This is a genomic window from Humibacter ginsengisoli, assembly GCF_054780095.1.
Genome location: NZ_BAAGWZ010000011.1, coordinates 396,372 through 420,664, shown reverse-complemented (window position 1 = coordinate 420,664; position 24,293 = coordinate 396,372). Strand labels below are relative to the sequence as shown.

At 67.4% G+C, this 24,293-nt stretch carries 26 protein-coding genes and 1 pseudogene; 15 read left to right on the top strand and 12 right to left on the bottom strand.

Features of this window, described 5'->3' with window-relative positions; translation table 11 throughout:
* Positions 1-52: 52 nt before the first annotated feature.
* The gene (locus ACYVI5_RS16220; protein ID WP_460581134.1) at positions 53-991 is read left to right on the top strand and encodes a carbohydrate ABC transporter permease; all 939 of its coding nucleotides are present in this window, start codon (positions 53-55) and stop codon (positions 989-991) included.
* Complete coding sequence (locus ACYVI5_RS16215) at positions 988-1,926, top strand: carbohydrate ABC transporter permease (protein WP_460534914.1); 939 nt, start codon at positions 988-990, stop codon at positions 1,924-1,926. Before ACYVI5_RS16220 ends, ACYVI5_RS16215 begins: the two co-directional genes overlap by 4 nt.
* A gap of 99 nt (positions 1,927-2,025) precedes the next feature.
* Here the strand turns inward: ACYVI5_RS16215 and ACYVI5_RS16210 are convergent, their stop codons facing one another.
* A complete protein-coding gene (locus tag ACYVI5_RS16210; RefSeq protein WP_460581133.1) occupies positions 2,026-2,697 on the bottom strand; it encodes a TetR/AcrR family transcriptional regulator in 672 nt (223 codons plus the stop codon).
* A gap of 103 nt (positions 2,698-2,800) precedes the next feature.
* Between ACYVI5_RS16210 and ACYVI5_RS16205 the strand changes: the two genes are divergently transcribed.
* The 4 genes and pseudogenes from ACYVI5_RS16205 (at position 2,801) to ACYVI5_RS16190 (ending at position 6,771) form a co-directional block, all read left to right on the top strand.
* Complete coding sequence (locus tag ACYVI5_RS16205) at positions 2,801-3,625, top strand: enoyl-CoA hydratase/isomerase family protein (protein WP_460581132.1); 825 nt, start codon at positions 2,801-2,803, stop codon at positions 3,623-3,625.
* 11 nt (positions 3,626-3,636) lie between these two features.
* A pseudogene (locus ACYVI5_RS16200) lies at positions 3,637-4,749 on the top strand (acyl-CoA dehydrogenase family protein); the annotation flags it as partial.
* A gap of 70 nt (positions 4,750-4,819) precedes the next feature.
* Entirely contained in the window at positions 4,820-5,560 is a 741-nt protein-coding gene (locus ACYVI5_RS16195) for an SDR family NAD(P)-dependent oxidoreductase (protein ID WP_460581131.1), read from the top strand.
* Positions 5,561-5,586: 26 nt separating this feature from the next.
* On the top strand, positions 5,587-6,771 hold the full coding sequence (locus ACYVI5_RS16190; protein ID WP_460581130.1) for an acyl-CoA dehydrogenase family protein: 1,185 nt from the start codon (positions 5,587-5,589) through the stop codon (positions 6,769-6,771).
* Between the two features lie 115 nt (positions 6,772-6,886).
* Here the strand turns inward: ACYVI5_RS16190 and ACYVI5_RS16185 are convergent, their stop codons facing one another.
* The gene (locus ACYVI5_RS16185) at positions 6,887-7,645 is read right to left on the bottom strand and encodes a Pr6Pr family membrane protein (protein WP_460581129.1); all 759 of its coding nucleotides are present in this window, start codon (positions 7,643-7,645) and stop codon (positions 6,887-6,889) included.
* Positions 7,646-7,849: 204 nt separating this feature from the next.
* Here ACYVI5_RS16185 and ACYVI5_RS16180 point away from each other — a divergent pair, with 204 nt between their 5' ends.
* Complete coding sequence (locus ACYVI5_RS16180) at positions 7,850-8,053, top strand: hypothetical protein (RefSeq protein ID WP_460534901.1); 204 nt, start codon at positions 7,850-7,852, stop codon at positions 8,051-8,053.
* 11 nt (positions 8,054-8,064) lie between these two features.
* Here ACYVI5_RS16180 and ACYVI5_RS16175 read toward each other — a convergent pair whose 3' ends face one another.
* Both ACYVI5_RS16175 and ACYVI5_RS16170 read right to left on the bottom strand, forming a co-directional pair.
* A complete protein-coding gene (locus ACYVI5_RS16175) occupies positions 8,065-8,781 on the bottom strand; it encodes a phosphatase PAP2 family protein (RefSeq protein ID WP_460581128.1) in 717 nt (238 codons plus the stop codon).
* Positions 8,782-8,862: 81 nt separating this feature from the next.
* A complete protein-coding gene (locus ACYVI5_RS16170) occupies positions 8,863-9,405 on the bottom strand; it encodes a DoxX family protein (RefSeq protein ID WP_460581127.1) in 543 nt (180 codons plus the stop codon).
* 215 nt (positions 9,406-9,620) lie between these two features.
* On the opposite strand from ACYVI5_RS16170, the gene msrA reads away from it, so the two are divergent.
* Positions 9,621-10,142, top strand: coding sequence for a peptide-methionine (S)-S-oxide reductase (msrA, locus tag ACYVI5_RS16165; protein WP_460581126.1), 522 nt, complete (start codon positions 9,621-9,623; stop codon positions 10,140-10,142).
* 126 nt (positions 10,143-10,268) lie between these two features.
* On the opposite strand, the gene ACYVI5_RS16160 is transcribed toward msrA, so the two are convergent.
* The 3 genes from ACYVI5_RS16160 to ACYVI5_RS16150 form a co-directional block, all read right to left on the bottom strand.
* Positions 10,269-11,225, bottom strand: a complete 957-nt coding sequence (locus ACYVI5_RS16160) for a Rossmann-fold NAD(P)-binding domain-containing protein (RefSeq protein ID WP_460581125.1) — start codon at positions 11,223-11,225, stop codon at positions 10,269-10,271.
* A complete protein-coding gene (locus tag ACYVI5_RS16155; RefSeq protein WP_460581124.1) occupies positions 11,222-12,451 on the bottom strand; it encodes an alpha/beta hydrolase family protein in 1,230 nt (409 codons plus the stop codon). Before ACYVI5_RS16155 ends, ACYVI5_RS16160 begins: the two co-directional genes overlap by 4 nt.
* A gap of 86 nt (positions 12,452-12,537) precedes the next feature.
* Positions 12,538-13,398, bottom strand: a complete 861-nt coding sequence (locus ACYVI5_RS16150) for a sugar phosphate isomerase/epimerase family protein (protein WP_460581123.1) — start codon at positions 13,396-13,398, stop codon at positions 12,538-12,540.
* A 193-nt stretch (positions 13,399-13,591) separates the two neighbouring features.
* Here ACYVI5_RS16150 and ACYVI5_RS16145 point away from each other — a divergent pair, with 193 nt between their 5' ends.
* Both ACYVI5_RS16145 and ACYVI5_RS16140 read left to right on the top strand, forming a co-directional pair.
* Positions 13,592-14,506, top strand: coding sequence for an NAD-dependent epimerase/dehydratase family protein (locus tag ACYVI5_RS16145; protein WP_460581122.1), 915 nt, complete (start codon positions 13,592-13,594; stop codon positions 14,504-14,506).
* A gap of 27 nt (positions 14,507-14,533) precedes the next feature.
* A complete protein-coding gene (locus ACYVI5_RS16140; protein WP_460581121.1) occupies positions 14,534-15,412 on the top strand; it encodes an SMP-30/gluconolactonase/LRE family protein in 879 nt (292 codons plus the stop codon).
* 10 nt (positions 15,413-15,422) lie between these two features.
* Here the strand turns inward: ACYVI5_RS16140 and ACYVI5_RS16135 are convergent, their stop codons facing one another.
* The 5 genes from ACYVI5_RS16135 to ACYVI5_RS16115 form a co-directional block, all read right to left on the bottom strand.
* Entirely contained in the window at positions 15,423-16,292 is an 870-nt protein-coding gene (locus ACYVI5_RS16135; protein ID WP_460581120.1) for an ABC transporter permease, read from the bottom strand.
* On the bottom strand, positions 16,289-17,173 hold the full coding sequence (locus ACYVI5_RS16130; protein WP_460581119.1) for an ABC transporter permease: 885 nt from the start codon (positions 17,171-17,173) through the stop codon (positions 16,289-16,291). Before ACYVI5_RS16130 ends, ACYVI5_RS16135 begins: the two co-directional genes overlap by 4 nt.
* Before the next feature lie 114 nt (positions 17,174-17,287).
* Positions 17,288-18,403 carry a polyamine ABC transporter substrate-binding protein gene (locus ACYVI5_RS16125; protein ID WP_460581118.1) on the bottom strand — a complete coding sequence of 372 codons (1,116 nt, stop codon included), beginning with the start codon at positions 18,401-18,403 and terminating at the stop codon, positions 17,288-17,290.
* Positions 18,404-18,563: 160 nt separating this feature from the next.
* Positions 18,564-18,848 carry a hypothetical protein gene (locus ACYVI5_RS16120; protein WP_460581117.1) on the bottom strand — a complete coding sequence of 95 codons (285 nt, stop codon included), beginning with the start codon at positions 18,846-18,848 and terminating at the stop codon, positions 18,564-18,566.
* Between the two features lie 68 nt (positions 18,849-18,916).
* Entirely contained in the window at positions 18,917-19,075 is a 159-nt protein-coding gene (locus tag ACYVI5_RS16115; RefSeq protein WP_460534872.1) for a hypothetical protein, read from the bottom strand.
* Between the two features lie 111 nt (positions 19,076-19,186).
* Between ACYVI5_RS16115 and ACYVI5_RS16110 the strand changes: the two genes are divergently transcribed.
* From ACYVI5_RS16110 to ACYVI5_RS16090, 5 genes are all read left to right on the top strand, one after another.
* Positions 19,187-19,399: a hypothetical protein gene (locus ACYVI5_RS16110; protein ID WP_460581116.1), complete on the top strand. Its 213-nt coding sequence runs from the start codon at positions 19,187-19,189 to the stop codon at positions 19,397-19,399.
* Positions 19,400-19,572: 173 nt separating this feature from the next.
* On the top strand, positions 19,573-20,040 hold the full coding sequence (locus ACYVI5_RS16105; RefSeq protein WP_460581115.1) for a hypothetical protein: 468 nt from the start codon (positions 19,573-19,575) through the stop codon (positions 20,038-20,040).
* Positions 20,037-20,813 (top strand): gluconate 2-dehydrogenase subunit 3 family protein, encoded by a 777-nt coding sequence (locus tag ACYVI5_RS16100; protein WP_460581114.1) that lies wholly within the window; start codon positions 20,037-20,039, stop codon positions 20,811-20,813. The genes ACYVI5_RS16105 and ACYVI5_RS16100 overlap by 4 nt, the downstream gene beginning before the upstream one ends.
* Positions 20,810-22,429, top strand: coding sequence for a GMC family oxidoreductase (locus ACYVI5_RS16095; protein ID WP_460581113.1), 1,620 nt, complete (start codon positions 20,810-20,812; stop codon positions 22,427-22,429). The genes ACYVI5_RS16100 and ACYVI5_RS16095 overlap by 4 nt, the downstream gene beginning before the upstream one ends.
* A 30-nt stretch (positions 22,430-22,459) precedes the next feature.
* Positions 22,460-24,292, top strand: coding sequence for a thiamine pyrophosphate-requiring protein (locus ACYVI5_RS16090; protein WP_460581112.1), 1,833 nt, complete (start codon positions 22,460-22,462; stop codon positions 24,290-24,292).
* The last annotated feature ends 1 nt before the right edge of the window (position 24,293 follow it).

Genomic DNA, 24,293 nt, shown 5'->3' with positions numbered 1-24,293 from the left:
AGCGGGTCCGGGCCGGAAGCGCTCGGACCCGCTGTCGTACAAGGAGTCGACCATGTCCGTTCTCACCGCCCGGCGCAGCTCGCCGGGCCCATCCACACAACGAACGTCGGGCAGGATCGGCGCAGCGCAGACCCGCGCGGCGTGGGTTCTCGTCATCCCGTTTCTCGTCATCTTCGCCGCGATGTTCCTCGCGCCGTTGATCTACTCGCTCTACCTGAGCATGTTCAGCTCGCAGCTGGTGGGCGGGCAGGTGTTCGCCGGACTCGGCAACTACATCCGTGCCGTTCAGGACCCGAGCTTCTGGGCCGGGCTCGGCAGGGTGGGACTGTTCCTGCTCGTGCAGGTGCCCATCATGCTGGTCGCCGCCATCTGCTTCGCGCTGGCGATGGACAGCAAACGGGTCAGAGGCGGGCGCGTCGCACGTCTTCTGGTGTTCGTGCCGTACGCCGTGCCGAGTGTCGTCGCCACGCTGATGTGGGGCTATCTGTATGGCACCGACTTCGGGCTCATCACGCAGATCTTCCATGCGCTGGGCATGTCTGCGCCCAACCTGCTGTCGCCGCAGAACATCCTCGGCTCGACCATGAACATCGTCTGCTGGGAGTTCATCGGCTACAACATGATCATCCTGTACGCCGCGTTGCGGTCGATTCCGGAGGATCTGTACGAAGCCGCGGAGATCGACGGGGCCGGCCAGTTCCGTGTCGCGTGGAGTATCAAGCTGCCGGCCATCCGGCAGGCGCTGCTGCTCACGCTGATCTTCTCGATCATCGGATCGTTCCAGCTGTTCAACGAGCCCAACCTGCTGGCGAACATCGCGCCGAACTCGATCGGCACCGACTTCACGCCGAACCTCTACGCCTACAACGTGGCGTTCAAGAACCAGGACATCAACTACGCCGCGGCCATCGCGTTCCTGCTCGGCATCATCATCATGATCGTCTCGTTCGTCGTGCAGACCGCCGCCAACCGGAGGGAGCGCGAGTCATGAGCACCGCTGTGCGCCCCGCGTCGCAGGCCGTCGGTTCGGCCCGGGGAAAGCATCCTGATCCGAGACGCAGGCGCAAGGTCGTCGAACGCGAGAAGCGCCGCAGCACACTGCTCACGATCTTCGTGTGGATCTCGCTGATCTACTTCATCGTCCCGCTCCTGTGGTTGTTCATCTCCACGACGAAGGACAACTCGGACCTGTTCAGCACGTTCGGATTGTGGTTCGGCAACTCGTTCCAGTTCTTCGACAACTTCGCGAACCTGTTCACGTTCCAGGGCGGAGTGTTCTGGCAGTGGGGGCTGAACACGATCATCTACGCCGTGACCAGCGCGGTGGGCGCTGCCGCACTGGCGACGGCGGCCGGATACTCGCTGGCCAAGTATCGGTTCCGCGGACGGACGGCCATCTTCTCCGTGATTCTCGGGTCGATCATGGTCCCGCTCACGGCGCTCGCGATCCCGACCTACCTGCTGTTCGCGGCAGCGAACCTGACCGACTCGATGTGGGCGATCATCCTGCCCTCCCTGGTCAGCCCGTTCGGGGTCTACCTCATGCGTGTCTACGCACTGGAATCGGTGGATGACAGCCTGCTCGAGGCGGCGAGGATCGACGGCGCGGGCGAGCTCAGGATCTTCGCGACCATAGGGGTGCGTCTGATGTCGCCGGGCATCGTGACGGTCGTGTTGTTCCAGCTGGTCGCCACCTGGAACAACTACTTCCTGCCGCTCATCATGCTGAACACTCCGTCGCTGTTCCCCGTGACCGTCGGGCTCGCGCAGTGGCAGGCGACCGCATCCGCCGGTGGTGGCGCGCAGGTGCTGTTCTCGACCGTGCTGACGGGCGCGTTCGTGTCGATCATCCCGCTGATCGTCGCGTTCCTCTTCTTGCAGCGCTACTGGCAGTCCGGGCTCGCCACCGGGAGCGTGAAGGGGTAGCGCCGGCCGGATGCTGCGGTGCCCGTCGCGTGCCGACTCCTTCGCGGCGGGCACCGCTCGTGAAAAGACGAGGCAAGGATGCCCGTGCCCGCGATGGTCCTACTGCAGCAGGTCGCGGTACTTCCGGAGCTCCGCGGGAGGGAGCATCGAGCGCAGCGCGAGCGAGAGCTGTGCGGTGATGTAAGAGTCGAGCGTCTTCGTCTGTCCGAAGTACCAGTGCTTGAGGGCCCACGAGTGCGCGAGGAGTAGCAGGTCGTACGCGATCAGATCCGGGTCGTCGGCAACCAGCAGGCCCTGCTTCACACCGGCACGGATGGTGTCGCGCAACGGCTGGCTGGTCTCCACCTCGAGCTGCTTGATCCGGGTACGGCCAGCAGGGGCGAGCGCCTTGGACTCGCGGTAGGTGAGTACGGCGGCGTGGCGGTATTCGTCGATCACCCGGCAGTACGCGGCGAATGCGGCGGCCAGCCGGCGTACCGGATCCTCTCCAGCGGCATCGATCGCCGCCGGAACCTCGACGGCGAAGGCATCGAGTACCTGGGTGATCACCTTGAGCAGGATCTCGTCCTTGCTGCCGAAGTACCGATAGATCAGGCCGACGCTGACCCCCGCTTCCGCGGCCAGCGCCTGCATCGAGACGGCCTCGGAGCCATCGCGTTGCATGAGTCGCGCAGCGGCATCGAGAAGCTGCCGTGAGCGATGAGCAGCCAGAACCTGACGAGCGGCGTGCCGCGGGTGGTCAGGGGATGGATCGACAGCGGCCTCGGTCATCGGTCCTCTTTCGCAGTGAGACGGAATTCATCGCTGTGCCGGAGCCGTCGGTGAAGCATTGACACCTCGCGGTAATGAATCTACATTCATTAATACTGAATCCATGTTCATTGTGCAATCGAGGCAAGCCGTGGACTTCGGGAGTTACCACCAGTTGACGTTCGCGCGGCACGACAACGGCGTGCTGCTGATCACGATGGATCGGCCGGAGAAGTACAACGCCGCCGACGAGCAGATGCACGGCGAACTCGCCCGCCTCTTCGGCGAGGTCTCCGACGATCCCGAGACGAGGGTCGCCGTCATCACGGGCGCGGGAAAGGCCTTCAGCGCCGGCGGCGACCTCGGCATGGTTTCCCGCTTGGCCGGCGACCACGAGCGTGTCGACCACATGCTCCGCGAGATGAGCCGGCTGGTCTACAACATCATCGACTGCGAGAAGCCGATCGTCGCGGCCATCAACGGAGTCGCCGTCGGGGCGGGCACCGTCGTGGCCCTGCTCTCCGATATCTCGATCATGGCCGAGGACGCCAGGTTGGGCGACGGGCATGTGAAACTCGGCGTCGCAGCGGGGGACCACGCCGCGATCATCTGGCCACTGCTGTGCGGGATGGCCAAGGCGCACTACTACCTGATGACGGGCGAGATGATCACCGGGGCCGAGGCCGAGCGCATCGGCCTGGTCAGCAAGGCGGTGCCGCGCGATCAGGTTCTCGACGAAGCGTTGCGCGTCGCCCAGCTGCTGGCCACCGGTGCCCAGCAGGCGATCAGGCTCACCAAGCGCTCGCTCAGCAATTGGCTCCGCCAGGCGGCGCCGATCTTCGACCAGTCCGCGGCCTACGAGATGCTGTGCTTCATGGCCCCCGACGTCGTCGAAGGGTATACGGCGCTTCAGGAGCACCGGGATCCGGTCTTCCCCTCGACGCGCTGAGGCGGCCGGTCATGCACTACGGATTCCAGGAAGACGAGGAGGCGTTCCGCGCCGAGCTGCGCCGCTGGGCCGGCAAGGTGCTGGCCCCGCATTATCAGTCCGACGACGTGGCGGCGCGATTCCGGCCGCAGCTGGCGCTCGACATGGCGCAGATGGGCCTGACCGGCCTGCGCATCCCCGAGGAATACGGCGGTCAGGACGCGACGGCGGTCGTTGCCGGGATCGCCGCGGAGGAGGTCGGTCGTGCCGACTTCAATGCCGGTTACCTCATCGTCAACACCGCGCTGATCAGCGACATCCTCGTGCGCAACTGCACCGGCGAGCAGAAGCGGGCGTGGTTGCCCGGCATCGCCTCGGGCGAGACCGTGCCCTGCATCATGATCACCGAGCCCGGCGCGGGCACGGATGCGGCCGGCCTGAACCTCGCCGCCACTCCCGATGCCGACGGCTGGAGACTGCACGGCGAGAAGACGTCGATCACGCTGGGCATGGCCGGCAACAAGGCGATCGTCCTCGCACGTACCGGAGGCGAGGGGGCCCACGGAGTCAGCGCATTCTGGGTCGATCTGGGAGATCCCGGCGTGACGCGCTCACCGATCGACGACCTCGGCAGCCGGGCGATCGGCCGCGCCTCGATCCACTTCGATGGCGTCGCTGTCGGTCGTTCCCAGCTGATCGGCGACGAGGGCCTCGGCTTCGTCGCGGTGATGCAGAGCTTCGACTACTCCCGCCCGATCATCGGGCTGCTCTGTCTCGGCGCCGCCGAGCAGAGCCTCGACGAGGCGGTGCAGTGGTCGCGCGACAGGGTCGCGTTCGGCAAGCCGATCGGCACCTTCGAGGGCGTGTCGTTTCCGCTCGCCGAGTGCGCTACCTACCTCGCCGGCGCCCGGCACGTCTGCTACGAGGCACTGTGGCGCAAGGACGTCGGGCGCGAGCACAGCGTCGAAGCGGCGATGGCGAAGTTCTGGGCGCCGCGGCTGGCGACCGCGGTCATCCACCAGTGCCTGCTCACCCTCGGTCACGTTGGCTATTCGACCGAGCACAGAGTCGGCCAACGGTTGCGCGACGTGATCGGCCTGGAGATCGGCGACGGCACCGCACAGGTCTCGAAACTCGTCATCGCCCGCGGTCTGCTCGGACGTCCCTACGCACGTGACCGGGTACCGACCCGCCGATCACAGAAGGAGAAACATCATGGGAAGGCTGGACGACAAGATCGCGGTCGTGACCGGGGCCGGGCGGGGCATCGGCAAAGCGATCGCCACCAAGCTGGCCGCCGAGGGCGCCACCGTCGTGGCGACCGACCTCGACGGGGAGACGGCGAAGGAGACGGCGGACGGTCTCGGAAACGCATCGGTCGGTCTGCAGCTCGACGTCACCGATCGTGAGGCGGTGGATGCGACGATCGCGCGAGTCATGGAACGCTTCGGTCGCATCGACGTGCTGGTGAACGACGCAGGCTGGGACAAGGCAGAACCGTTCGTCGAATCCGATGCCGAGACCTGGGACCGGGTCATGAGGATCAACCTCTACGGCCAGTTGCACACCTGCCATGCGGTGCTGCCGATCATGGCCGGACAGGGCGGGGGGAGGGTCGTCAACATAGGCTCCGACTCGGGCCGGGTCGGCTCGTCCGGTGAGGCGGTCTACTCGGCGGCCAAGGGCGGGGTGATCGCATTCACCAAGACGATCGCCCGCGAGATGGCCCACGCCGGCGTGACCGCCAACTGCGTGTCGCCGGGACCCACCGACACGGCGTTGTTCGCCTCCATCGGCGGCGAGAAACTGCGCGAAGCGCTGACCAAGGCGATCCCGCTGCGGCGACTCGGGCGGCCGGAGGACGTCGCCAACGCCGTGGCCTTCCTGGCATCGGACGAAGCCGCATTCATCACCGGCCAGACCCTCAGCGTCAGCGGCGGCCTCACAATGAGCTGAGGTACGCCACACCGAAGGACGACATCATGAGGCAGAGCCCGCTCGAGCTGTTCTCCACCGATCGCTTGCTTTCAGAGGAGGACAGAGTCATCCGCGACACGGTGCGCGCGTACGTCGACACTCAGATCAGGCCGCACATCGCGGACTGGTACGAGTCCGCGCAGTTTCCGGCACGCGAACTGGCGCGCGATCTCGGCGACCTCGGTCTGCTGGGCATGCACTTGAAGGGATACGGCTGCGCTGGCTCGAGCGCGACGGCGTACGGCCTGGCCTGCATGGAACTCGAGGCCGGAGACTCCGGGCTTCGCTCGCTGGTCTCGGTGCAGGGCTCGCTGGCGATGTTCGCCGTGCATCACTGGGGGAGCGAGGAGCAGAAACAGGAGTGGCTGCCACGGATGGCCGCTGGTGAGGTGATCGGCTGCTTCGGTCTCACCGAGCCCGACTTCGGTTCCAACCCGGCAGGCATGCGAACCCGGGCACGCAGGCAGGCCGACGGCGACTGGATCTTGACGGGAAACAAGCTGTGGATCACGAACGGAAGCGTCGCCGACGTCGCCGTGCTGTGGGCGCAAACCGACGAGGAGACGGATGGTCGCGGCATCCGCGGGTTCGTCGTGCCGACTGACACCCCCGGATTCTCGGCGGTCGAGGTCAGGCACAAGCTCTCGTTGCGTGCGTCGGTGACCAGCGAGCTCGTCCTCGACGAGGTGCGCCTGCCGGATGCCGCCGCCCTGCCCGAGGTGCGGGGGCTGAAGGGCCCATTGTCGTGCCTCGACGAAGCACGCTTCGGCATCGTCTTCGGTGCGCTGGGCGCCGCTCGCGACTGCCTGGAGACCGCGATCGCGTACGCGTCGGATCGCCACATCTTCGATCGATCGCTGGCGGCGTACCAGCTCACCCAGGCCAAGCTCGCCGACATGAGCCTCGAGCTCGGCAAGGGGATGCTTCTCGCGTTGCACCTCGGCAGGCTCAAGGACGAGCACGCGTTGCGGCCGGAGCAGATCAGTCTCGGCAAGCTCAACAACGTGCGGGAGGCGATCGCGATCGCGCGGGAGTGCCGCACCATCCTCGGCGCCGCCGGGATCACGCTGGAGCACCCCGTGATGCGGCACGCCGTCAACCTGGAGTCGGTGCTCACCTACGAGGGCACCAGCGAAGTGCACCAACTGATCATCGGCCAGGCGCTCACGGGAGTCTCCGCCTTCCACTGATGACTGAACTCGCTGTGGCTCATCGTGGCCCTGATGGTCGCGGCGTTCGCGGTGGCCGGCTCACTGCGCCCGGTACGGCGTGCCCGCTCCGAGGGCTGACCGCCGAGCAACCCTCCTATTGCCGAGCCACCCGTTCATTCGCGGGTGGTTCGGCAGACTGCGGGTGGCTCGTCGAGTGCCGGGACCGCGTTCGGCTCACCGCGACCACCCCCGCTGCGACGAGCGCGATGCCCACGGCGATGCCGAGGATGTAGGCGACGACGCCGAGGTACCCGCCGGTGGTGGCCGAGTTCGGGTCGAGGAATGGATAGGGGTACCAGTACGGCGCGCCGGTCAGCGGGTTCGTCACGAGGGGGCCGCGCACCATCGTGTACACGACCCAGGCCAGCGGAAAGACGAGCACGGCCGCGATCGCACCCCAGCCCAGGCAGCGTCGGCGAGGCGCGAGGAAGAGGTCGAGGAGAAGGAACAGCGGCACGACGACGTGGAGGACCTCGTTGGCCCACGGCACCGTGTGCCCCTGCGGCAGTGGGATCCCGCGCAGCAGGAGGTTGTAGACGACTCCCGTGATGACCATGTAGGTCGTGGCGCAGGCCAGAGCGATTCCCAGCGAGCGGGGCTCGGGCGAGGCATCCGTTCGTCCGCGGGTGCAGAACCGGATGACAGCCCACGTGAGCACGATGATCGCGAGCACGTTGGAGAGGATCGTGAAGAAGCTGAAGAAGTTGACCAAGGTCGTGCCGACGTCGCGCTTCGCCGCGATGGCGCCGCCGAAGGTCACAACGGCCTGCGTGATGACGGCGGATGCTCCGAGCACTGCAGCGGCAGCGCGCAGGGCGGTCCAGGTCCAAGCCCAAGCAGGGGAGCGCAGCATGAGTAGACCCTATGGCACGCCTGCGGTGCACAGCGTGGATCACGAAATGACAACGAACCCCTCAAAGCGCCTTCAGCTGACTTCGATCCCGGTTTCGGATGTGTGTTCCAGCATGGGATTCAGGCGATCAATGGAGCTCACCTGAAGTCAGTAGGTGGTCGTGCCGCGCTGTGCGGCACGACCGTGGAGTCATTCGGGGGTTCCATGAGCGTCTGGTCGTTCAACAGGGTTGCCGGCGATACGGACCGCGAGGGGCGCGGACGCGTCGCCATCTTTCTGCGCATGCTGCTCACGATGCTCGTCGGTGCTGTCGTCGCCGGCGTGGCCGTCGCGATGGTCGTCGGGCTTGCGGCGCTGATCTGGGGCGGCACGTTCGTCGGCCTCGCGCAGCAGGCCGGCCACATGTAGCGGGCCGAGCGTCAGGCCTCGACGCGCTCGCCCACGCCGGGCGTCCCGCGCGACACGACCCGGGGGAACAGGCTCCGAACGACGAGGTTCCACAACCACGCGATGAGCAGTGCGCCCGCGACGCCCGCGAGAATCGCGCCCACGACATCCGTCGTGTAGTGCGCCCCGACGTAGAGCCGTGACCACGCCGTGACGATGATGAGCAGGATGCCCAGCACGGCGACGATCGTGCGCGCCAGCGCCCCGCGGCATGCGACGAGCACCGCCACGGTCAGGGTCACGGCGAACACCGTGTGCCCGCTCGGGAAGCTCTGCGTCGCGTGCGACACGTTGAGCACGTGCGCCACGGCATCCAGCGGCGGACGCGGCTCCGAGACGATGGCCTTCGGCACGAGGCAGAGCAGCCATCCCGCGCCGGCGATGACCACCGTGGCCAGTGCGCGCGGCCACGACACGAGGAGCCCGACGAGCACGCCGACCACGACCAGGATGACCGCTACCACGCTCACGGAATCGAGCTTGTCGAGCGCGCGCGCCACCGTGTCGAGAAGAGACGAGTGCGTGGCGTTCAGCGCGCGGTCGAGAGCGAGCTGACTCGAAAGCCATCCGGTCGATGCCCTGGCGGCGAACCCCAGTGCGAACGTCGCGGCCCACAGCACGATCGCGATCCACACCGCGCCGGGCGGCAACGACACGAGCGGAGACCTGCGAGACCGGTGTGCGGACATTCCGTCAGTCTCGCGCCCCGCGGATGCTGGAACGTTGCGATCGCCGCGTGTCGGCTGCGAGTACGTACAGGCTCGCCTGGGTCACTCTGCGGCTGGAGCGGTCTGCTCCTCCGCCGGGGCGGGCTCGTCCGTCTCGGCGTCCTGCGGTGCGAACCACCGGCCGGCCGCGACGGCGAGGGCGGAGCCGATCACGCCCGCGACGAGCGCGAAGACCGTCCAGCCGGTGCCCCACTTCGAACGCCCGAAGGCGCCGTCGACGGAGGCCTTGCCTGGCCGCCCGGCCAGCACCAGAGCGGCCGAGGCCATCACGAGGTTGAACTCGAAGCCGCCGTTCGTGTTCCACACGCCGTTCTTCAGATGCACCTTGCGCACCGCCGTCACCATCGTCGCGATGAGCCCGGCGGATGCCAGTGGCGTGGCAGCACCGAGCGCCAGCGCAGCTCCTCCGCCTGCCTCCACCAGTCCCGCGGCGTACGCCTGCAGCTTCGCCGGCTGCATGTCGAGGGCTTCCATCGTCTTCTCGGTCCTCTCGATGCCGCCACCGCCGAACAGGTGGGTCAGCTTCTGCAGCCCATGCCCGACGAACAGCAGTCCGACCACGACTCTCAGAACGAACGTGCCCATGCGATCCTCCCCGATTCGGATGCTCCTGCATCCGTTCTATACGGGATGCCGCGTCTGCGGCATCCCGGTTGCGTACAGCGATCTCACAGCGAAAGGGCGCGGACGCGGGAACTTGCCGGTGCCCGACTGCGTTCCTTCTGACGTGAGCCGCGGTGGCTGCGAGCAGCGGGCATCCGTGATCACAATGAGAGACACGACACGAAGGAGATCTCGACATGAGTACCGAGCGAGCGATTCTCGCGGGCGGATGCTTCTGGGGCGCCCAGGAGCTACTGCGCAAGAAGCCGGGAGTGATCTCCACGCGAACCGGCTATTCGGGCGACCCGAACACCCCCAACGCCACGTACCGGCACCACGGCGACCACGCGGAGTCGGTGGAGATCGTCTTCGATCCTGCTCGCGTCAGCTACCGGGAGCTGCTGGAGTTCTTCTTCCAGATCCACGATCCGTCGACGAAGAACCGGCAGGGCAACGACATCGGCCGCAGCTACCGTTCGGCGATCTTCTACACGACGCCCGAGCAGGAGCAGGTGGCGCGGGAGACGATCGCGGACGTCGACGCATCCGGACTGTGGCCGGGCAAGGTCGTGACCGAGGTCGAGCCGGCCGGCGAGTTCTGGGAGGCCGAGGAGGAGCACCAGGACTACCTGCAGAAGTATCCGGCGGGGTACACCTGCCACTGGGTGCGGCCGAACTGGCGGCTTCCGCACCGTGAGGCGGCCTCCGCGCAAGCCTGAGCATGCCGGACCGCATGATGCGCCGGAAATAACACGATCCGCCGCACGGAACACCTCGTTCCGTGCGGCGGATCGTTCGTTTTGCGGCGGAGCGTTCGTCGGCTGGTTGCAACCTGGTCTGAGGCGTCACACGAACGGCAGCCGACGCCCGAACGCGTCGTGGTCGTTCAGCCACTCGACCGCCTCGCGGGTTGCCTCGAGTGAGGTGTATGCGGGGGAGTATCCGAGCATCCGCTGCCCCTTCTCGATGCTCATGGCGTGGCTGCGCGAGACGTGTTCGACCGTTGCCCTGGGGTGCTCTTCGCCGACCGCCGAGGCATATTCCGAAAGTGGAATGTACTCGAGTCGGGCTTGCTGTCCGAACCAGGCAGCGGCCGCCTCGGCGAAGCCGCGCAGCGTCAGGGCGCGAGGAGAGACGGCGAAGAACGCGTTGCCCGTGGCTTCGGGATGCTCGACCGCGAGCTGGAAGAGCTGGGCGACGTCGTCGGCGTGCACATGGTGCAGCATCCCGAGCCCCTCGTCGGGGAGGGTCACCGGTTCGCTGAAGGCCAGCCGCTCCCACACCGACGGATCAAGGTTGCCCGCCGGGTTGATGACGTGCCAGCCGGGGCCGGAGATGTGGCCGGGATCGATGACCACGGCGGGCACTCCGTCCTGCTCGAGCAGGTACGCCTCGAGCTCGGCCTTGCCCGTGCCGTAGGCGCCCCACCCGTTGAGCGGCGCGTCCTCCGTGCCGGGGACCTCGGTGAGGGTGCCGCGCGACCAGATGGAACCGCAGGTCACGAGCATCCGTACCCGGCCGCGCAGCGCGTCCACGAGCTGCTCGGCGGATGCCCGCGTGAAGCAGACCATATCGATCACGACGTCGGCCCTGAGGGAGGCGATGCGCTCGCCGAAGCTGCCGTCGGCGTCGAGTCCCTCGCGATCCAGGGCGACGCGTTCCACGGATGCCCACGCGTCGTCGGCGCGATACGGCTCACGCTCGCCGCGACTCACAGCGACGACCTCGTGGCCGGCACGCACCAGGCGGGGGACGAGGTAACCGCCGACGTGGCCGGTGGCGCCGATGACGACAATTCTCATGAGTGCTGCGCCATCCGCTCGTCGAGCCAGTCGAACATGCGCTGGTCGGTGAGACCGCGCGCGAGCGGCTGGCAATGGAAGTCGGCGCCCTCCGCCGCCGTGAAAGGCACGAGGGTGGACACGGAACTCGTGAGCTCCGCGAGCCGCTCGGACTGTCCGGGCCAGAACTGCTCGCGCTCCGGCGAGGTGATGAGGAGGGGCGTCGTGATGCGTCCCGCCACGTCTGCGACGGTGTACTCCTGCACGGCCTTCAATGTCGCGGCGTAGCCGAGATCGCCGTAAGGACGGGCGCGGAACGCCCAGATGCTCGCCGGGCCCTTCTCGAACTTGAAGGCGAACTCCATGTCGCGGTCGAACTTGGCGTCTTCGCCCTTCTCGAGCAGTTCGAGCATGCTCTTCGGCAGGTGAGACGTCCACGACGTGGAAACGTCCACCACTCCGGGGTCCACGATGGCCGCCGCGAAGCGGTGCTCGAACGCCAGAGCCCGGGTGACCCAGTATCCGGCCTGGCTGATCCCGTAGGCGGCGACCCGGTCAGCGTCGATGCCGTCGAGGCCGAGCGCGAAGTCGAGCACCGGCGTCAGCACCGCCTCCCAGTCCGGGCGGAACGTGGTCGCTTGGTCGAACAGCATCGACTGCTGCCCAGGACCGTCGTAGAGAAGCACAGCGTAGCCGCGGCGCAGCGCCCCGAACGCGCACGACGACCACATGGCCGACAGGGATCCGTCGCTGCCGTTCGTACCGATCAGGAGCGGCAGCGGTCCGGACGCGCCGCGCGGCCGGAAGAGGTAACCGGGCAGGCTGGTCTGCTCGTACGGAATCGTCACCCTCGACGCGTCCGCCTCGGGGGTGGTCTCAACGAAACGATCCCAGGCGTCGCGATGCTTGTGGAAGACGGAGAGCAGCTCGTCGGCCGAGTCCAGTGCCGATGCGGTGTTCACGGCGACGCCGTAGTAGAGGGATGCCCGGAGGTACGCGGATGCCGCGCTGGCCGCGTGCGAGCGATGGGCCGAGGCATCCGCTTGTGCTGCGACGCGGTCGCCGAGGCCCACCCACGCCTCGTACCAGCCTCGCTGGTCTTTGTCACCGACGTCATCGACCGCGGCGAGTACCTCGCCCACGTCGGCTGCGCCGGAATATGCGGCCCCGAGCACGCAGCGCAACTCGAAGTCGAAGTCGTCGTTCGCGGAGAATCCGCGACTGAAGGTGTGCCGTGCCGACGCCATCGTCCCCCCTCGTCGAGCATGCGAGACCGTCGTACGCAGGCCCGCCCCGCGCCCAGTATCCCGAACCCGCTCGCCCGCGTACAAGGTCAGAACAGGTCGCCGTACCCCAGTTCGACCAGGTGCGCGCGGGAGTCGGCCAGGCAGTCGTAGATGTCGCGGCCGTACTGCTCGTCCTGCTCGATCAGCAGGTACTCGGCACCGGCCGCCATTCCCGCCTCGACGACGCCGGCGAAGTCGAGCGTTCCGCGACCGACCTCGGCGAACTGGACGAGTTTGTTCCAGTACTCCGCCCAGGTGCTCTGGTCGCCGGCGGCCAGAGCGGCGAACGCCTCCGCCGGCGGCAGGGCGATGCGGTAGTCCTTCAGATGCACCAGGTCGACAGCACCGCTGTACTTCTTCAGTACGGTGACCGGGTCCATTCCGCCGCGCTGGATCCAGTGCACATCCAGCTCGAGCTTGAGGTCGGGTGCCTCGTTCCTGATCAGGTCGAGGATGAGCTGCCCGTCGACGCGCGCGAACTCGACGTGGTGGTTGTGGTAACTCAGCACGATGCCCTGATCGGCGAGCCGGCGAGCCATCTCGTCGGCGTCCGCGATGAACGAGAGCAGGGCATCCTTCGAGGCGAGCGCCGTCATCGGCAGCATGCCGATCCGCACCCGGCTCGTGCCCAGGGCGCGGCAGTCGTCGACGATCTTGTCGAACGACTCGCGCAGCGAATCGTTGCCGCCGCCACCGGTCGGGCCCATCCCGCCGGAGATCGCGGCGACCAGCATGCCGAAGTCGTCGTTCGCCCGGACGATCTCGTCCCTGGTCTGCGCCGTGAGCTCGATCTGCGAGACCTCGACCACGTGGAAGCCGATCTCGGACAGCCGCTTCCAGGTCGCGTATGCACCGTTCTGCGCGACATCGCGCTTCAACATCATCGCCTGGACGCCGAGTCTTGCCACCCGAGAGCTCCTGTTCCTCGTCTCGCCCCGGCATCCGTCGTGGCCGGGGCTGCGAGTGACAGTGTGTGCCGGTTCGCGCTGGATGGCAAAGGCTTGCCACTTGTTGCCATCGCCGCTTTGCGAAGAGCGCGGTGCGGCCGGGGCACTGGTATCCGGTCGGTGCTGCGTCTTCAATGTGGGTATGGCGAATCGGATGCTCGACACTCCCGGCTTGGAGACGACGAGCCTCGCAGGCAAGCGAGTTCTCATCACCGGCGCGGCGGGCCGCATCGGCAGCGCCGCCACGCAGCGGCTCGCCGGGACCGGCGCACTCGTGACCGCCCTATGCCAGCCGGGGCAGGGCGTGGCGGGGGCGGATCGGGTGGTGCACGGAGACACGCGCTCACCGGATGATGTCGGGGCGGCCCTCGACAACGTCGAGCTCGTCGTGCACCTCGCCGCCCTGATCCACAGGGATGCCGGCAGCCCGTACGACGTGTACACGACCAACGTGGTGTCGACGTTCAACGTGCTGGTGCAGGCGGCCGAGCGCGGCGTACGGCGGGCTGTGGTCGCCGGCAGCATCAACCGGTACGGCCTGCCTCAGGGCGTCGACCCGCATGCGCGCCCCGCCTACTTTCCGCTCGACACCGACATCCCCGCCGATGTCTCCGATTGGTATTCGCTGTCGAAGCTGAACGACGAGAACACGTCGCGGATGGTGTGGCGACGGTGGGGTATGGATGTCGTCACGCTGCGTTTTCCGCACGTGAACTCGATGGCCGCCATCGAGGAGCTGTCGATGCGGCTCACCGACGACCCGCGACCTGCCCTCACCGAGGGATGGTCGTATCTGGACGTGCGCGACGCGGCGCTGGCGATCGAGCTGGCGCTGGAGTCGAACGTGCCGGGGGCCAACGCGTTCTATCTCGCGGCGCCGTTGACGAGCATCCCGTACCGCACTGAGGACGTGCTCGATGCGCTTGCGCCCGAGGTGCCGCGCCGGAAGCGGTTCGTGGAGCGTGAGGTTCCGATCGACCTCACGGATGCAGAGCGCCTGATCGGGTTCCGTGCCGAGCACATCCTCCAGCTCGAGACACGCGAGCTGCCGGTGCAAGGGGTTCGGTGACCGGCGCACAGCCGGTACCGTGCTGACATGGACGCCGAGCAGGTCACCGAACGCATCACGTATCACGGAGAGGGACCGATCTGGGATCCGGTGCGCGGCAGGCTGCTCATCGTGGACATGCTGCGAGGCGAGGTGCTCGACCTCGGCGACCCGCGCCGCGGCCGGCTGGACTCGGATGACGTGCCTCGCTATCACGTGGGATCGGTGGCCGCCGCGCTTCGCCCGCGTTCCGCGGGCGGGTTCGTGGTCGCGACGGAGCATGGCTTCAGCCTGTTCGACGCCGACTTCGTGCTGGAGCGGGCGTTGCCGGATGTGGTGACGGATGCCGGCATCCGCATGAACGACGGTGGTTGCGATCCCCAGGGCCGCTTCTACTGCGGCACGATGGCGTACGACGAACGAAAGGGCGCAGGCACGCTGTTCCGGCTGGAACCGGACGGCACGACGAGCGTCGCCTTCGGAGACGTGACCATCTCGAACGGGCTGCAGTGGAGCGCCGACGGCGCCACTGCGTACTACAACGACACCCCCACGCAGTGCATCGACGCGTTCGACTACGACGGCGAGACGGGCGCTTTCTCAGGCCGCCGGCACCTCGCGGAGATCGACCCGACGCAGGGGCATCCTGACGGGCTGACCATCGACGCCGAAGGCGGCCTGTGGGCGGCCTTGTGGGGTGGCGGAAAGGTGCACCATTACGACCCCGACGGCTACCTGGTCGACGTGATCACCGTTCCCGGCGTCAGCAACACGTCGGCGGTCGCGTTCGGCGGTAAGGACCTCGACGTGCTCTACATCACGACCTCGCGCGAGGGCATCGCCGACGGCGAGGAACCGTGCGCAGGCTCGGTCTTCGCCGCTTCCCCCGGGGTGCGCGGGCGCATCCTGCCGACGTTCGCCGGATGACTGCGGGCGATCAGTCGCCGCGGCGCGCGCGGAAGCGCACCGTCGTGCGCAGCAACAGCGCGGCCAGTGCGAGCACCACGATCGTCGCCGCGAAGATGAGCGTCGCGGTCGCGTAGACCGCGGGCGTCGCGCCGTACTGCAGTGTTCCGTAGAGGTACACCGTGAGCACGTTCACCGTCGGCGTCGACAGGAAATTCGCGATCACCACGTTGTCGAACGCGAACGTGTAGGCGATGATCGCAGCTGCCGCGATGGCGGGCCCGAGTTGCGGCAGCACGACGAGCCGCAGGGTCGCCAGGCGCGATGCACCCAGGTCGGAGGCGGCATCCTCGATCTGGGGGTCGAGCGTCAGCACCCGCGCCCTGATCACGAACGCCACCACCGAGATGGCCGGCGGCGTCAGCGCCGCGATCAGGGTGAACTCGCTGAGCGGAATGCGGGTCTCGGTGTAGAAGAGCAGCAGCGAAACGCCGAGCACGGTGTCTGGCACGATCAGCAGGATGTACGTGAGCGCCGCGAGCAGGCGCCTCACGGCGCGATTCGGGTTGCGTGCGAGTTCGAACCCGAGGATCGTGCCGATGAGAACGGCGATCACCGCGGCCCAGAACGCGACCACGAGGCTGGTCTCGGTCGCCTGACGGATGGTCGGGTCGCTCACCGCCTGGGTGTACCAGTCCCAGGAGAACCCGGTGAACGCGGAGGTCTGCTTGCCGGCCACCCCTGCGTTGAACGAGTACGCGATCGCGGTGACGATCGGCGAGAACAGGAACACCACGGCGACGCCGAACCAGACCCACAGCGCCACTCCGGTCACCAGTCGCGGGCCACGGGAGCCGACCGGCGGATGCCCGGACTCGCGCAACAGGGCAGGTGCGGTCATCCTTCGACCCGCTTCGCACGTTCAGGACGCCCGGGCTCGCCGCCGGTGGCGTCGAAGCCGCGCGTGAGTCGCACGAGCAGTGCGACGATGACGGCGATGGCGATCACCAGCAGCACGACCATGGCGGAGCCGAGCGCGTAGTTCTGCGACTGCACGTACTGCGCCGAGATGGCCTGCGCCAGGAACAGCCCCTTGTTGCCGCCCAGCAGCACCGGGATCACCAGTTCGCCGAGCATCGGCACTGCCGTGAGCAGCGCTGCCGTGGCGATACCCGGTCGGCTGAGCGGGAGGATGACCGTGAAGAACGTCGCAGACGGCGAGGCGCCCAGATCGTGGCCGGCCTCGATCACCTCCGGTGGGATGCGGTCCAGCACGACGGCCAGCGCGATGACCGCGATGGGGAGGTAGACCGCGATCGTTCCGATCACGACCGCGGGAATCGAGTCGAGGATCGTGAGAGGCGAGTGGAGCAGGCCGATGCTGCGGAGCATCCGTTCCAGCGGGCCGCCCTGCGCAAGCAGGATCTGCCACGACATCACCCGGATGAGCAGGCTCGCCAGGTAGGGCACGAGGATCAGCGCGAACACCACGATCTTGAACCGGCCGCTGCGCCGGGCGATGGCGTACGCGATCGGGTAGGCGAACACCAGGCACGCGGCGCTCGACCCCACGGCGAACGCGAGCGTGCGCAGGAACGTCTCCAGATAGAGCGGTCCGAGCGCCTGTGCGTAGTTGTCGAGCGAGAAGCCGAGCGTGACGGATCCGAATCCGCTCGTGCCGAACGAGTAGACCAGCGTGAAGCCGAGCGGCACGAGGAACAGCACCGCGAGCCAGGCGAGCGGGATGGCAGCCAGCACGTGGTCGCCCGTGTTCCGCCTCACGCGCCCTCCCTTCGCGGCGCCCCAGCAGAAGACAGGCATGAGAGCGATCTCACCGCCGGGACAGGCATATTCTGCCTGTCCCGGCGAGTTTTGCCTGTCTTCGGTGTGAACCGCTCACGCCCCGGCGGCGGCCTGCACCTTGTTCTGGACGTCTTGGAACGTCGGGTACGTGTCGGGGTTCACGACGAAGCTGGTCAGCTTGCCGAGGTCGACGTTCGGGCCCCCGAAGATCAGGTCGGCCTGCTTCACGTTCGACGGCATCTTGCTCTTGAGACCCTTGAGCGACGCCGGGTAACCGAGGTAGACGGTTTCGTTGAGCTGCACCGTCGGCGTCAGCTGGTACTCCAGGAACTGGTACGCGCGATCGATGTCGGGCGCACCCTTCGCGATGGAGAAGCTGTCGACCCACAGCTCGCTGGTCGGCCCGGGGACCACCCACTTGAGCTTCGGGTTGAGCAGGATGGCGTTGCGCGCGTACGCCTGGTTGGCCTGCGCCATCACGATGGCACCGCTGGCCATGGCGTTGGCATCGAACGCCGAGAAGGTCTTCACGTGCTTCGCGAAGCCGGTGAGGAAGTCGGCCGTGCCCTCGATGTCGCTGATCTTCTTCGTGTTCCAGTCCTTGCCCTGGATCCACAGCGCCGGCCCGACCGTCTCCTCGGCGGCACTCGTCATGCGGATGCGCCCGCTCACGTTCGGCTTCGCGCCAGCGTCGAAGAAGTCCTGCCACGTCTTGATCTCGCCGCCCGTGGCATCCGGATCGTAGACGACACCGAGGAGGCCCCAGTCCTTCGGGATCGAGTACTTGTTCCCGGGGTCGTAGTTGCGGTTCAGCAGCGACTGGTCGAGGTTCTTCAGGTTCAACCGGTCGTGGTCGAGCTCCTCGAGCAGTCCCCTGTCGGAGATCTGCTTGATCCAGCTCGACGAGGGCACCACGATGTCATAGCCGGCGCCTGCCGCCGAGTTCAGCTTCGTGTACAGCGTGTTGTTGTCGGTGTACGTCGAGATCTTCGGCGTCACCCCGTACTTCTTCGCATAGGCGGCGAGGTCGTCCTTCGAGAAGTAGTCGGGCCAGGTGTAGATGTTCAGCTGGCTGGTGAGCTTCGCTGACGCCGTGCCCGACGACCCGGAACCCGGCGACGAGCACGCCGCGAGGAAGGCCGCGACGGGCGCGAGCGCGGCGGCGCCCAGGACGGCGCGACGACTGACGGGATGCGCAGAACTGCTCATGACGGTTCCTTTGCTGCAGGAATCCGTGCACGAGCGGTTCGCACTGCCGCACGGACTCGAAGGGAAACGGGAATGCCTCAACCCCCAAAGGTAACCGCCGCAGACCCGCCACGAGCCCGACCGTTCACCCGGCGTAACGTCACGCGCGTCCCGGGTGAGCTCAGCGGTCGTCGTCCGAAACGGCGGGTTCGAGATCGTGGAGGATCGACTCGAGATCCAGCTCGTCGAACGACGTCATCGGCGACGAGTCGAGCCGGATCGCGTGGTAGACGTGGTCGACGCGCTCCACATACCCGATGAGGCAACGCGCGTCGTTGGCGGGATAACGCGAGTCGACGACACACCATCTGTTTGCGCCGATGCGCTGCAGCGAGACGTGCGGGGGGAAGCCGGCAGACCGCGCTGAGACCTCGTCGCGCGCGTCGGAGTGGTCGTCGTAGTTCATGGTGCTCTTTTCGGCGCGCGTGCAGATGCGGCGGCGCGAGGGTTTCGCACCGCCGCACCCATTCCGGGTTAGACGCTTCTTCTCAGGAGCCTGAAGAGGCCGACGATGATGCCGATGATGAGCAGGATGATGCCGATCCACAGCAAGAAGCTCGCGACGTGCACGAAGATGCCGAGGAACAGCAGGATGATTCCGATGATCAGCAGGATTACAGCTAGAGCAACCATGTCCGTCACCCTGACAGCGCCGCATGGCCGGCACCACCCCTTGCCAGAAACGCCCGACTTGTGCTTTGTTGCGCGAACGAGCGAGACGACCAGAGCGTTGGGAGCACGATCATGAGCGACACGAACGGCCAGCCGGACCCGGACATCCGCACGGAGCCACTTGAGGGCTCCGGGCGTTCCGGCGACGGGACGCGCGACGACGCAACAACCAGCACCGCCGACGAGAACAGGGCGGCCGACCGGGTCGACGAGGAGGATCGTCCACGGCCATCGACCGACGCCGAGACGTCTGAAGACACGTCGTCGGGAGGCCCCGCCGACTGACGCCGGCCCTCTCGATACAACGCGAGCCGACATCGCGCAACCACTCGACGCTCGGCCGTGAGGCTGCGCACAATGCAGAAGTGTTGAGCCCGAAGAGTTCCTTGCGCCATAACGACCGTCACCGCACGGGGGACCGCCGCGGCAGGACCGAGGGCCTGAGCCCTTTGGTGCGGATGCCGCGCTCTCTGCACGGGCATCCGGCAGCGGAGGCCGTCTACGGCATAGACCGGCTCGTGAAAGACGTGGAACACGGGCGGTTCGAGCGCAGCATGTCGGCGCTCACGGCGGTCGGAGCGGCCGTCACGACCGCCGAGATCTTCTTCGAGCACGACAAGGCCAGCTTCGGCAACCCGTGGATGTGGGCGCCTATCGCGACCGGGCCGATCGGCGTGGTCGCGGGCGCGGCTGGTTTCGTGAGCAAGCGCATGGCCAAGACGGCGTTGCCCCTCGCGGCGGTGATCATCCTGGCGAACGGGTTGCAGGGTGTGTGGCTGCACGCAAGGGGCATCCGTCAGAAGCCGGGTGGCTGGAAGAACTTCCGCTACAACATGGAGATGGGGCCGCCGCTGCTCGCGCCGTTGCTGGTCACGCTGGTCGGCGGCATGGGACTGCTCGCCGCGCTGTTGCGGAGGGAGCGGTGAGCAAGCAGCGCTATCGTCCCCGCGACACGCTGCCGCTTGCGCCGGAGGACGGCGGCGGCCGCTTCCCGGGCTTCAACGTGATGGGGCAGGAGAAGCACTGGGACACGGCAACGAAGGCCGCCCTGCAGGCCCGCCTGCACGGGCTTCCGGCGGTGCGCTTCTTCACGCAACTCGAAGAGGCGACGGCCAAGTGCCTGCTCGACCGGCTGATGGGGCAGCCGGCCGATCCCGGGGGTGAGACCGTGGATCTTGCCCGCATGGTGGATGCCCGCCTCGCCGAGAATCAGACCGACGGCTGGCACTACGACACGATGCCGCGTGACTCGGAGGCGTGGCAGGCATCCCTTGCCGCGATCAACGAGGATGCGCACGACCGTCACGGCCGGGACTTCGCCGAGTGCGACGAGGATGAGCAGTGCGACCTGCTCGAGACCGTGCGCACCTGGGGCGATGACCGCTGGCATGACCTGCCGCCCGCCCAGGTGTGGAGCCTGTGGACGCGGTACGCCGCGACAGCTTTCTACTCGCACCCCGCAGTGTGGAACGAGATCGGCTTCGGCGGTCCCGCGTATCCGCGCGGCTACAAGGAGCTCGGCATCGACAAGCGGGAGCCGTACGAGGTTCCGGATGCCCGCCCGCACGATGATCCGCTGCGTCGCCCGGGTCCAGCCCGCGAGGCGCACAACAACGCACGCCACACGACCGGACAAGGCGGTCGCGCTCCGTCGTCGTCCCGCGGTCACGGTGACGACTCGAAGGGCGATGGTTCGTGAGTACGGTGCGCGAGCGCAACGAGTCCGCCTGGCTGCTCACGCCTCGCGGCGCGGTCGACGACCGGCTGCGCACGCAGATGCGGCACTTCGACGACACCGACGAGCTGGATGCCGTCATCGTGGGCTGCGGCGCCGGCGGCGCGACCATGCTGCAACGACTGGCCCGCAAGGGCTGGCGCGTCGCGGCGCTGGATGCCGGTCCGTTCTGGAACCCGGAGGACGACTGGGTCAGCGACGAGGCGGCATCCCACCAGCTGTACTGGACGGAACCGCGCGAGATCGGCGGCAGCGACCCGGTGCCGCTCGGCTCGAACAACTCGGGTCGCGGCGTCGGCGGCTCGATGGTGCACTACGCCGGCTACACGCCGCGCTTTCACCCGAGCGACTTCCACACGAAGACGGTCGACGGAGTCGGGGCCGACTGGCCACTCGACTACGCAGATCTGCGGGGGTACTACGAGCAGATCGAGGCCGAGCTGCCGGTTGCCGGCGAGGATTGGCCGTGGGGCGACCCGCATCGCTACCCGTACAGCCCGCATCCTGTGGGCGGCAACGGCGAGGTGTTCCTGCGCGGGGCGCTGAAGGCCGGCATCGAGGCGAGAGTCGGCCCGGTCGCCATCGCGAACGGTCGCTTCGGCCACCGTCCGCACTGCATCTACCGCGGCTTCTGCCTGCAGGGCTGCAAGGTCAACGCGAAGGCCTCTCCGCTCATCACCCACGTTCCGGATGCCCTCGAGCACGGCGCCGAGGTGCGTCCCGACTCGATGGTGACCGGCATCGAGGTGGATGCCTTCAGCGGGCACGCGACCGGGGTGCGCTACGTGCGCGACGGGCGCGAGCGGTTCCAGAAGGCATCCGTCGTCATCGTCGCGGGGTACTCGATCGAGACACCGCGACTGCTGCTGAACTCGGCATCGGCACGCTTTCCGGACGGACTGTGCAACGACTTCGACCAGGTGGGCAGGTACCTCATGGTGCAGGGTGCCCCGCAGACGGCCGGGCGGTTCGACTCGGAGATCCGCATGTACAAGGCGCCGCCCCCGGAGGTGAGCACCGAGCAGTTCTATGAGACGGACCCGACCAAGCCGTACAAGCGGGGCTTCTCGATCCAGACCGTGTCTCCGCTGCCGATCACGTGGGCGGAGCACGTCATGGCGCAGGGGCACTGGGGTGCGGAGTTCCGCAACTACATGAGCGACTACGTGCACTGGGCGTGCTTCGGGGCGCTGTGCGAGTTCCTTCCGCTGCCCGACAACCGGGTGACACTGTCGACCGAGAAGGACCGGCATGGCCTCCCGATCGCGCACTTCTCCTACAGCCAGTGCGACAACGACCGGCAACTGATCGAAGCGGCGACCAAGGTGATGGAGAGCATCCTGTTGGCGGCGGGCGCCGACGAGGCGATCACGATCAAACGATATGCGCACCTCGTCGGCGGAGCGCGCATGGCCGCCGACGAGGAGCACGGCGTGGTGGATGCCGACTGCCGCACCTTCGCTGTGCCCAACCTGTACATCACCGACGGCAGCGTGCTGCCCACGCAGGGCAGCGCGAACCCGGCACTCACGATCATGGCCATCGCGGCGCGCGCGGCCGATCGAATGGCGCGACGGTGACACGAACCGTAGAGACGAAGGAGGAGACAGATGGCTAAGACGGTGAGCGACGTCGTCATCGAGCGGCTGAAGGACTGGGGCGTCACTCGCGTGTTCGGGTTCCCCGGCGACGGGATCGGCGCGTTCGACGGTGCGCTCGGCAAAGCGCAGGACGAGGGCGACGGCGTCGACTACATCAGGCCGACGCACGAGGAGATCTGCTCCCTGATGGCCACGGCGCACGCGAAGTTCACCGGGGAGGTCGGCGTGTGCGTCGCCACGTCGAGCCCGGGCGGATTCCATATGCTGAACGGTCTGTACGACGCGAAGATGGACAACCAGCCCGTCGTCGCGATCGTCGGCCAGCAGGGCCTCGCCTCGCTCGGCACGTTCACGCAGCAGGAGAACAACCTGGAGCGGGTGTTCCAGGACGTCGCCTGCTACGTGCAGACCATCGTCTCGCCCGTACAGGCGGAGGCTGTGGTCGACACCGCGTTCCGCAGCGCGCTCGCGCGGCTGCAGCCGGCGGTGATCGTGTTCCCGCACGACGTGCAGGCCATGAAGGCGGTGACGCCGACCGCGGCGCACTGGGTGTCGCGGGCCAGCAGGGAGCCGGCATCCACCGACATCACGCCCAGCGAGGCGGAGCTGCGCAAGGCGGCGGACATCCTGAACGCCGGCGAGCGCGTCACGTTCCTCGTCGGGGCGGGCGCCCAGGGCGCGACCGACGAGGTGCTGAAGGCCGCCGAGCTGACCGGTGCGGGTGTCGTCACGGCGCTGCGCGGAAAGGATGTCATCCCCGGCGACATCCCGTACCACACCCAGCAGGTCGGGCTGCTCGGCTCGCTGCCGAGCCTGCACCAGATGCACGAGTGCGACACGCTGCTCATGCTCGGCACGAACTATCCCTATGGGGAGTTCCTGCCGGAGACGGGCGCGGCCAGGGCCATCCAGGTGGATCTGAAGCCGGAGCAGATGGGCATCCGCTACCCCACCGAGGTGAATCTGTGGGGCGATGTGAAGGCGACGCTGAGGGCGCTCATCCCGATGCTGAAGCCCAAGGACGACCTGTCGTGGCAGCGCAAGATCATCGACGAGATGCAGGGCTGGGAGCGCGAGGAAGAAGCGGAGGCGATGGTCAACTATGACGACGGCGCCAACCCGCGGCGGTTCTACTTCGAGCTGAACAAACGGCTGCCCGACGGTGTGATCGTGACCGCGGATGCCGGCACCACCGCCGACTGGTACGCCCACCACCTGCGCTTCCGGCGCGGTATGCGCGGCGACCTCTCCGGGCGCCTCGCGACGATGCTGGCCGCGATGCCGTACGCGACGTCTGCGAAGTTCGCGTTCCCGGACCGTCCGGTGATCTGCACCATCGGTGACGGGGCGTTCCAGATGCTCGGCATGAACGAGCTGATCACGATGAAGAAGTACCTGAAGAGGTTCCCGAACAAGCAGTTCGTCGTGCTCATCCTGCACAACAACGACCTCGGCCAGGTCTCATGGGAGATGCGCACCGAAGACGCCAACCCGGTGTGGCGCACCGCGCAGGACGTGGAGTCGATCGACTACGCCGGCTACGCGCGGCTGCTGGGTTTTCAGGGCATCCGCGTGGAGAAGGACGACGACGCCGCCGACGCGATCGAGACCGCGCTCGCCCACGATGGGGTGACCGTGATCGACGCCATGGTGAGCCGGAACATTCCTCCGCTGCCGCCGCACATCACCAGGGAGTACGCGAAGAACACCGGCATTGCGCTGCTGAAGGGAGACCCGTTCGAGGTCAACGTGATCAAGGACTCCGCGGAGGCTCTGTTCACCGAGGGTGTGGAGCGCGTGAAGGGCGCGCTGCACCTCGGCGGCGACAAGAAGGACGAGTGAG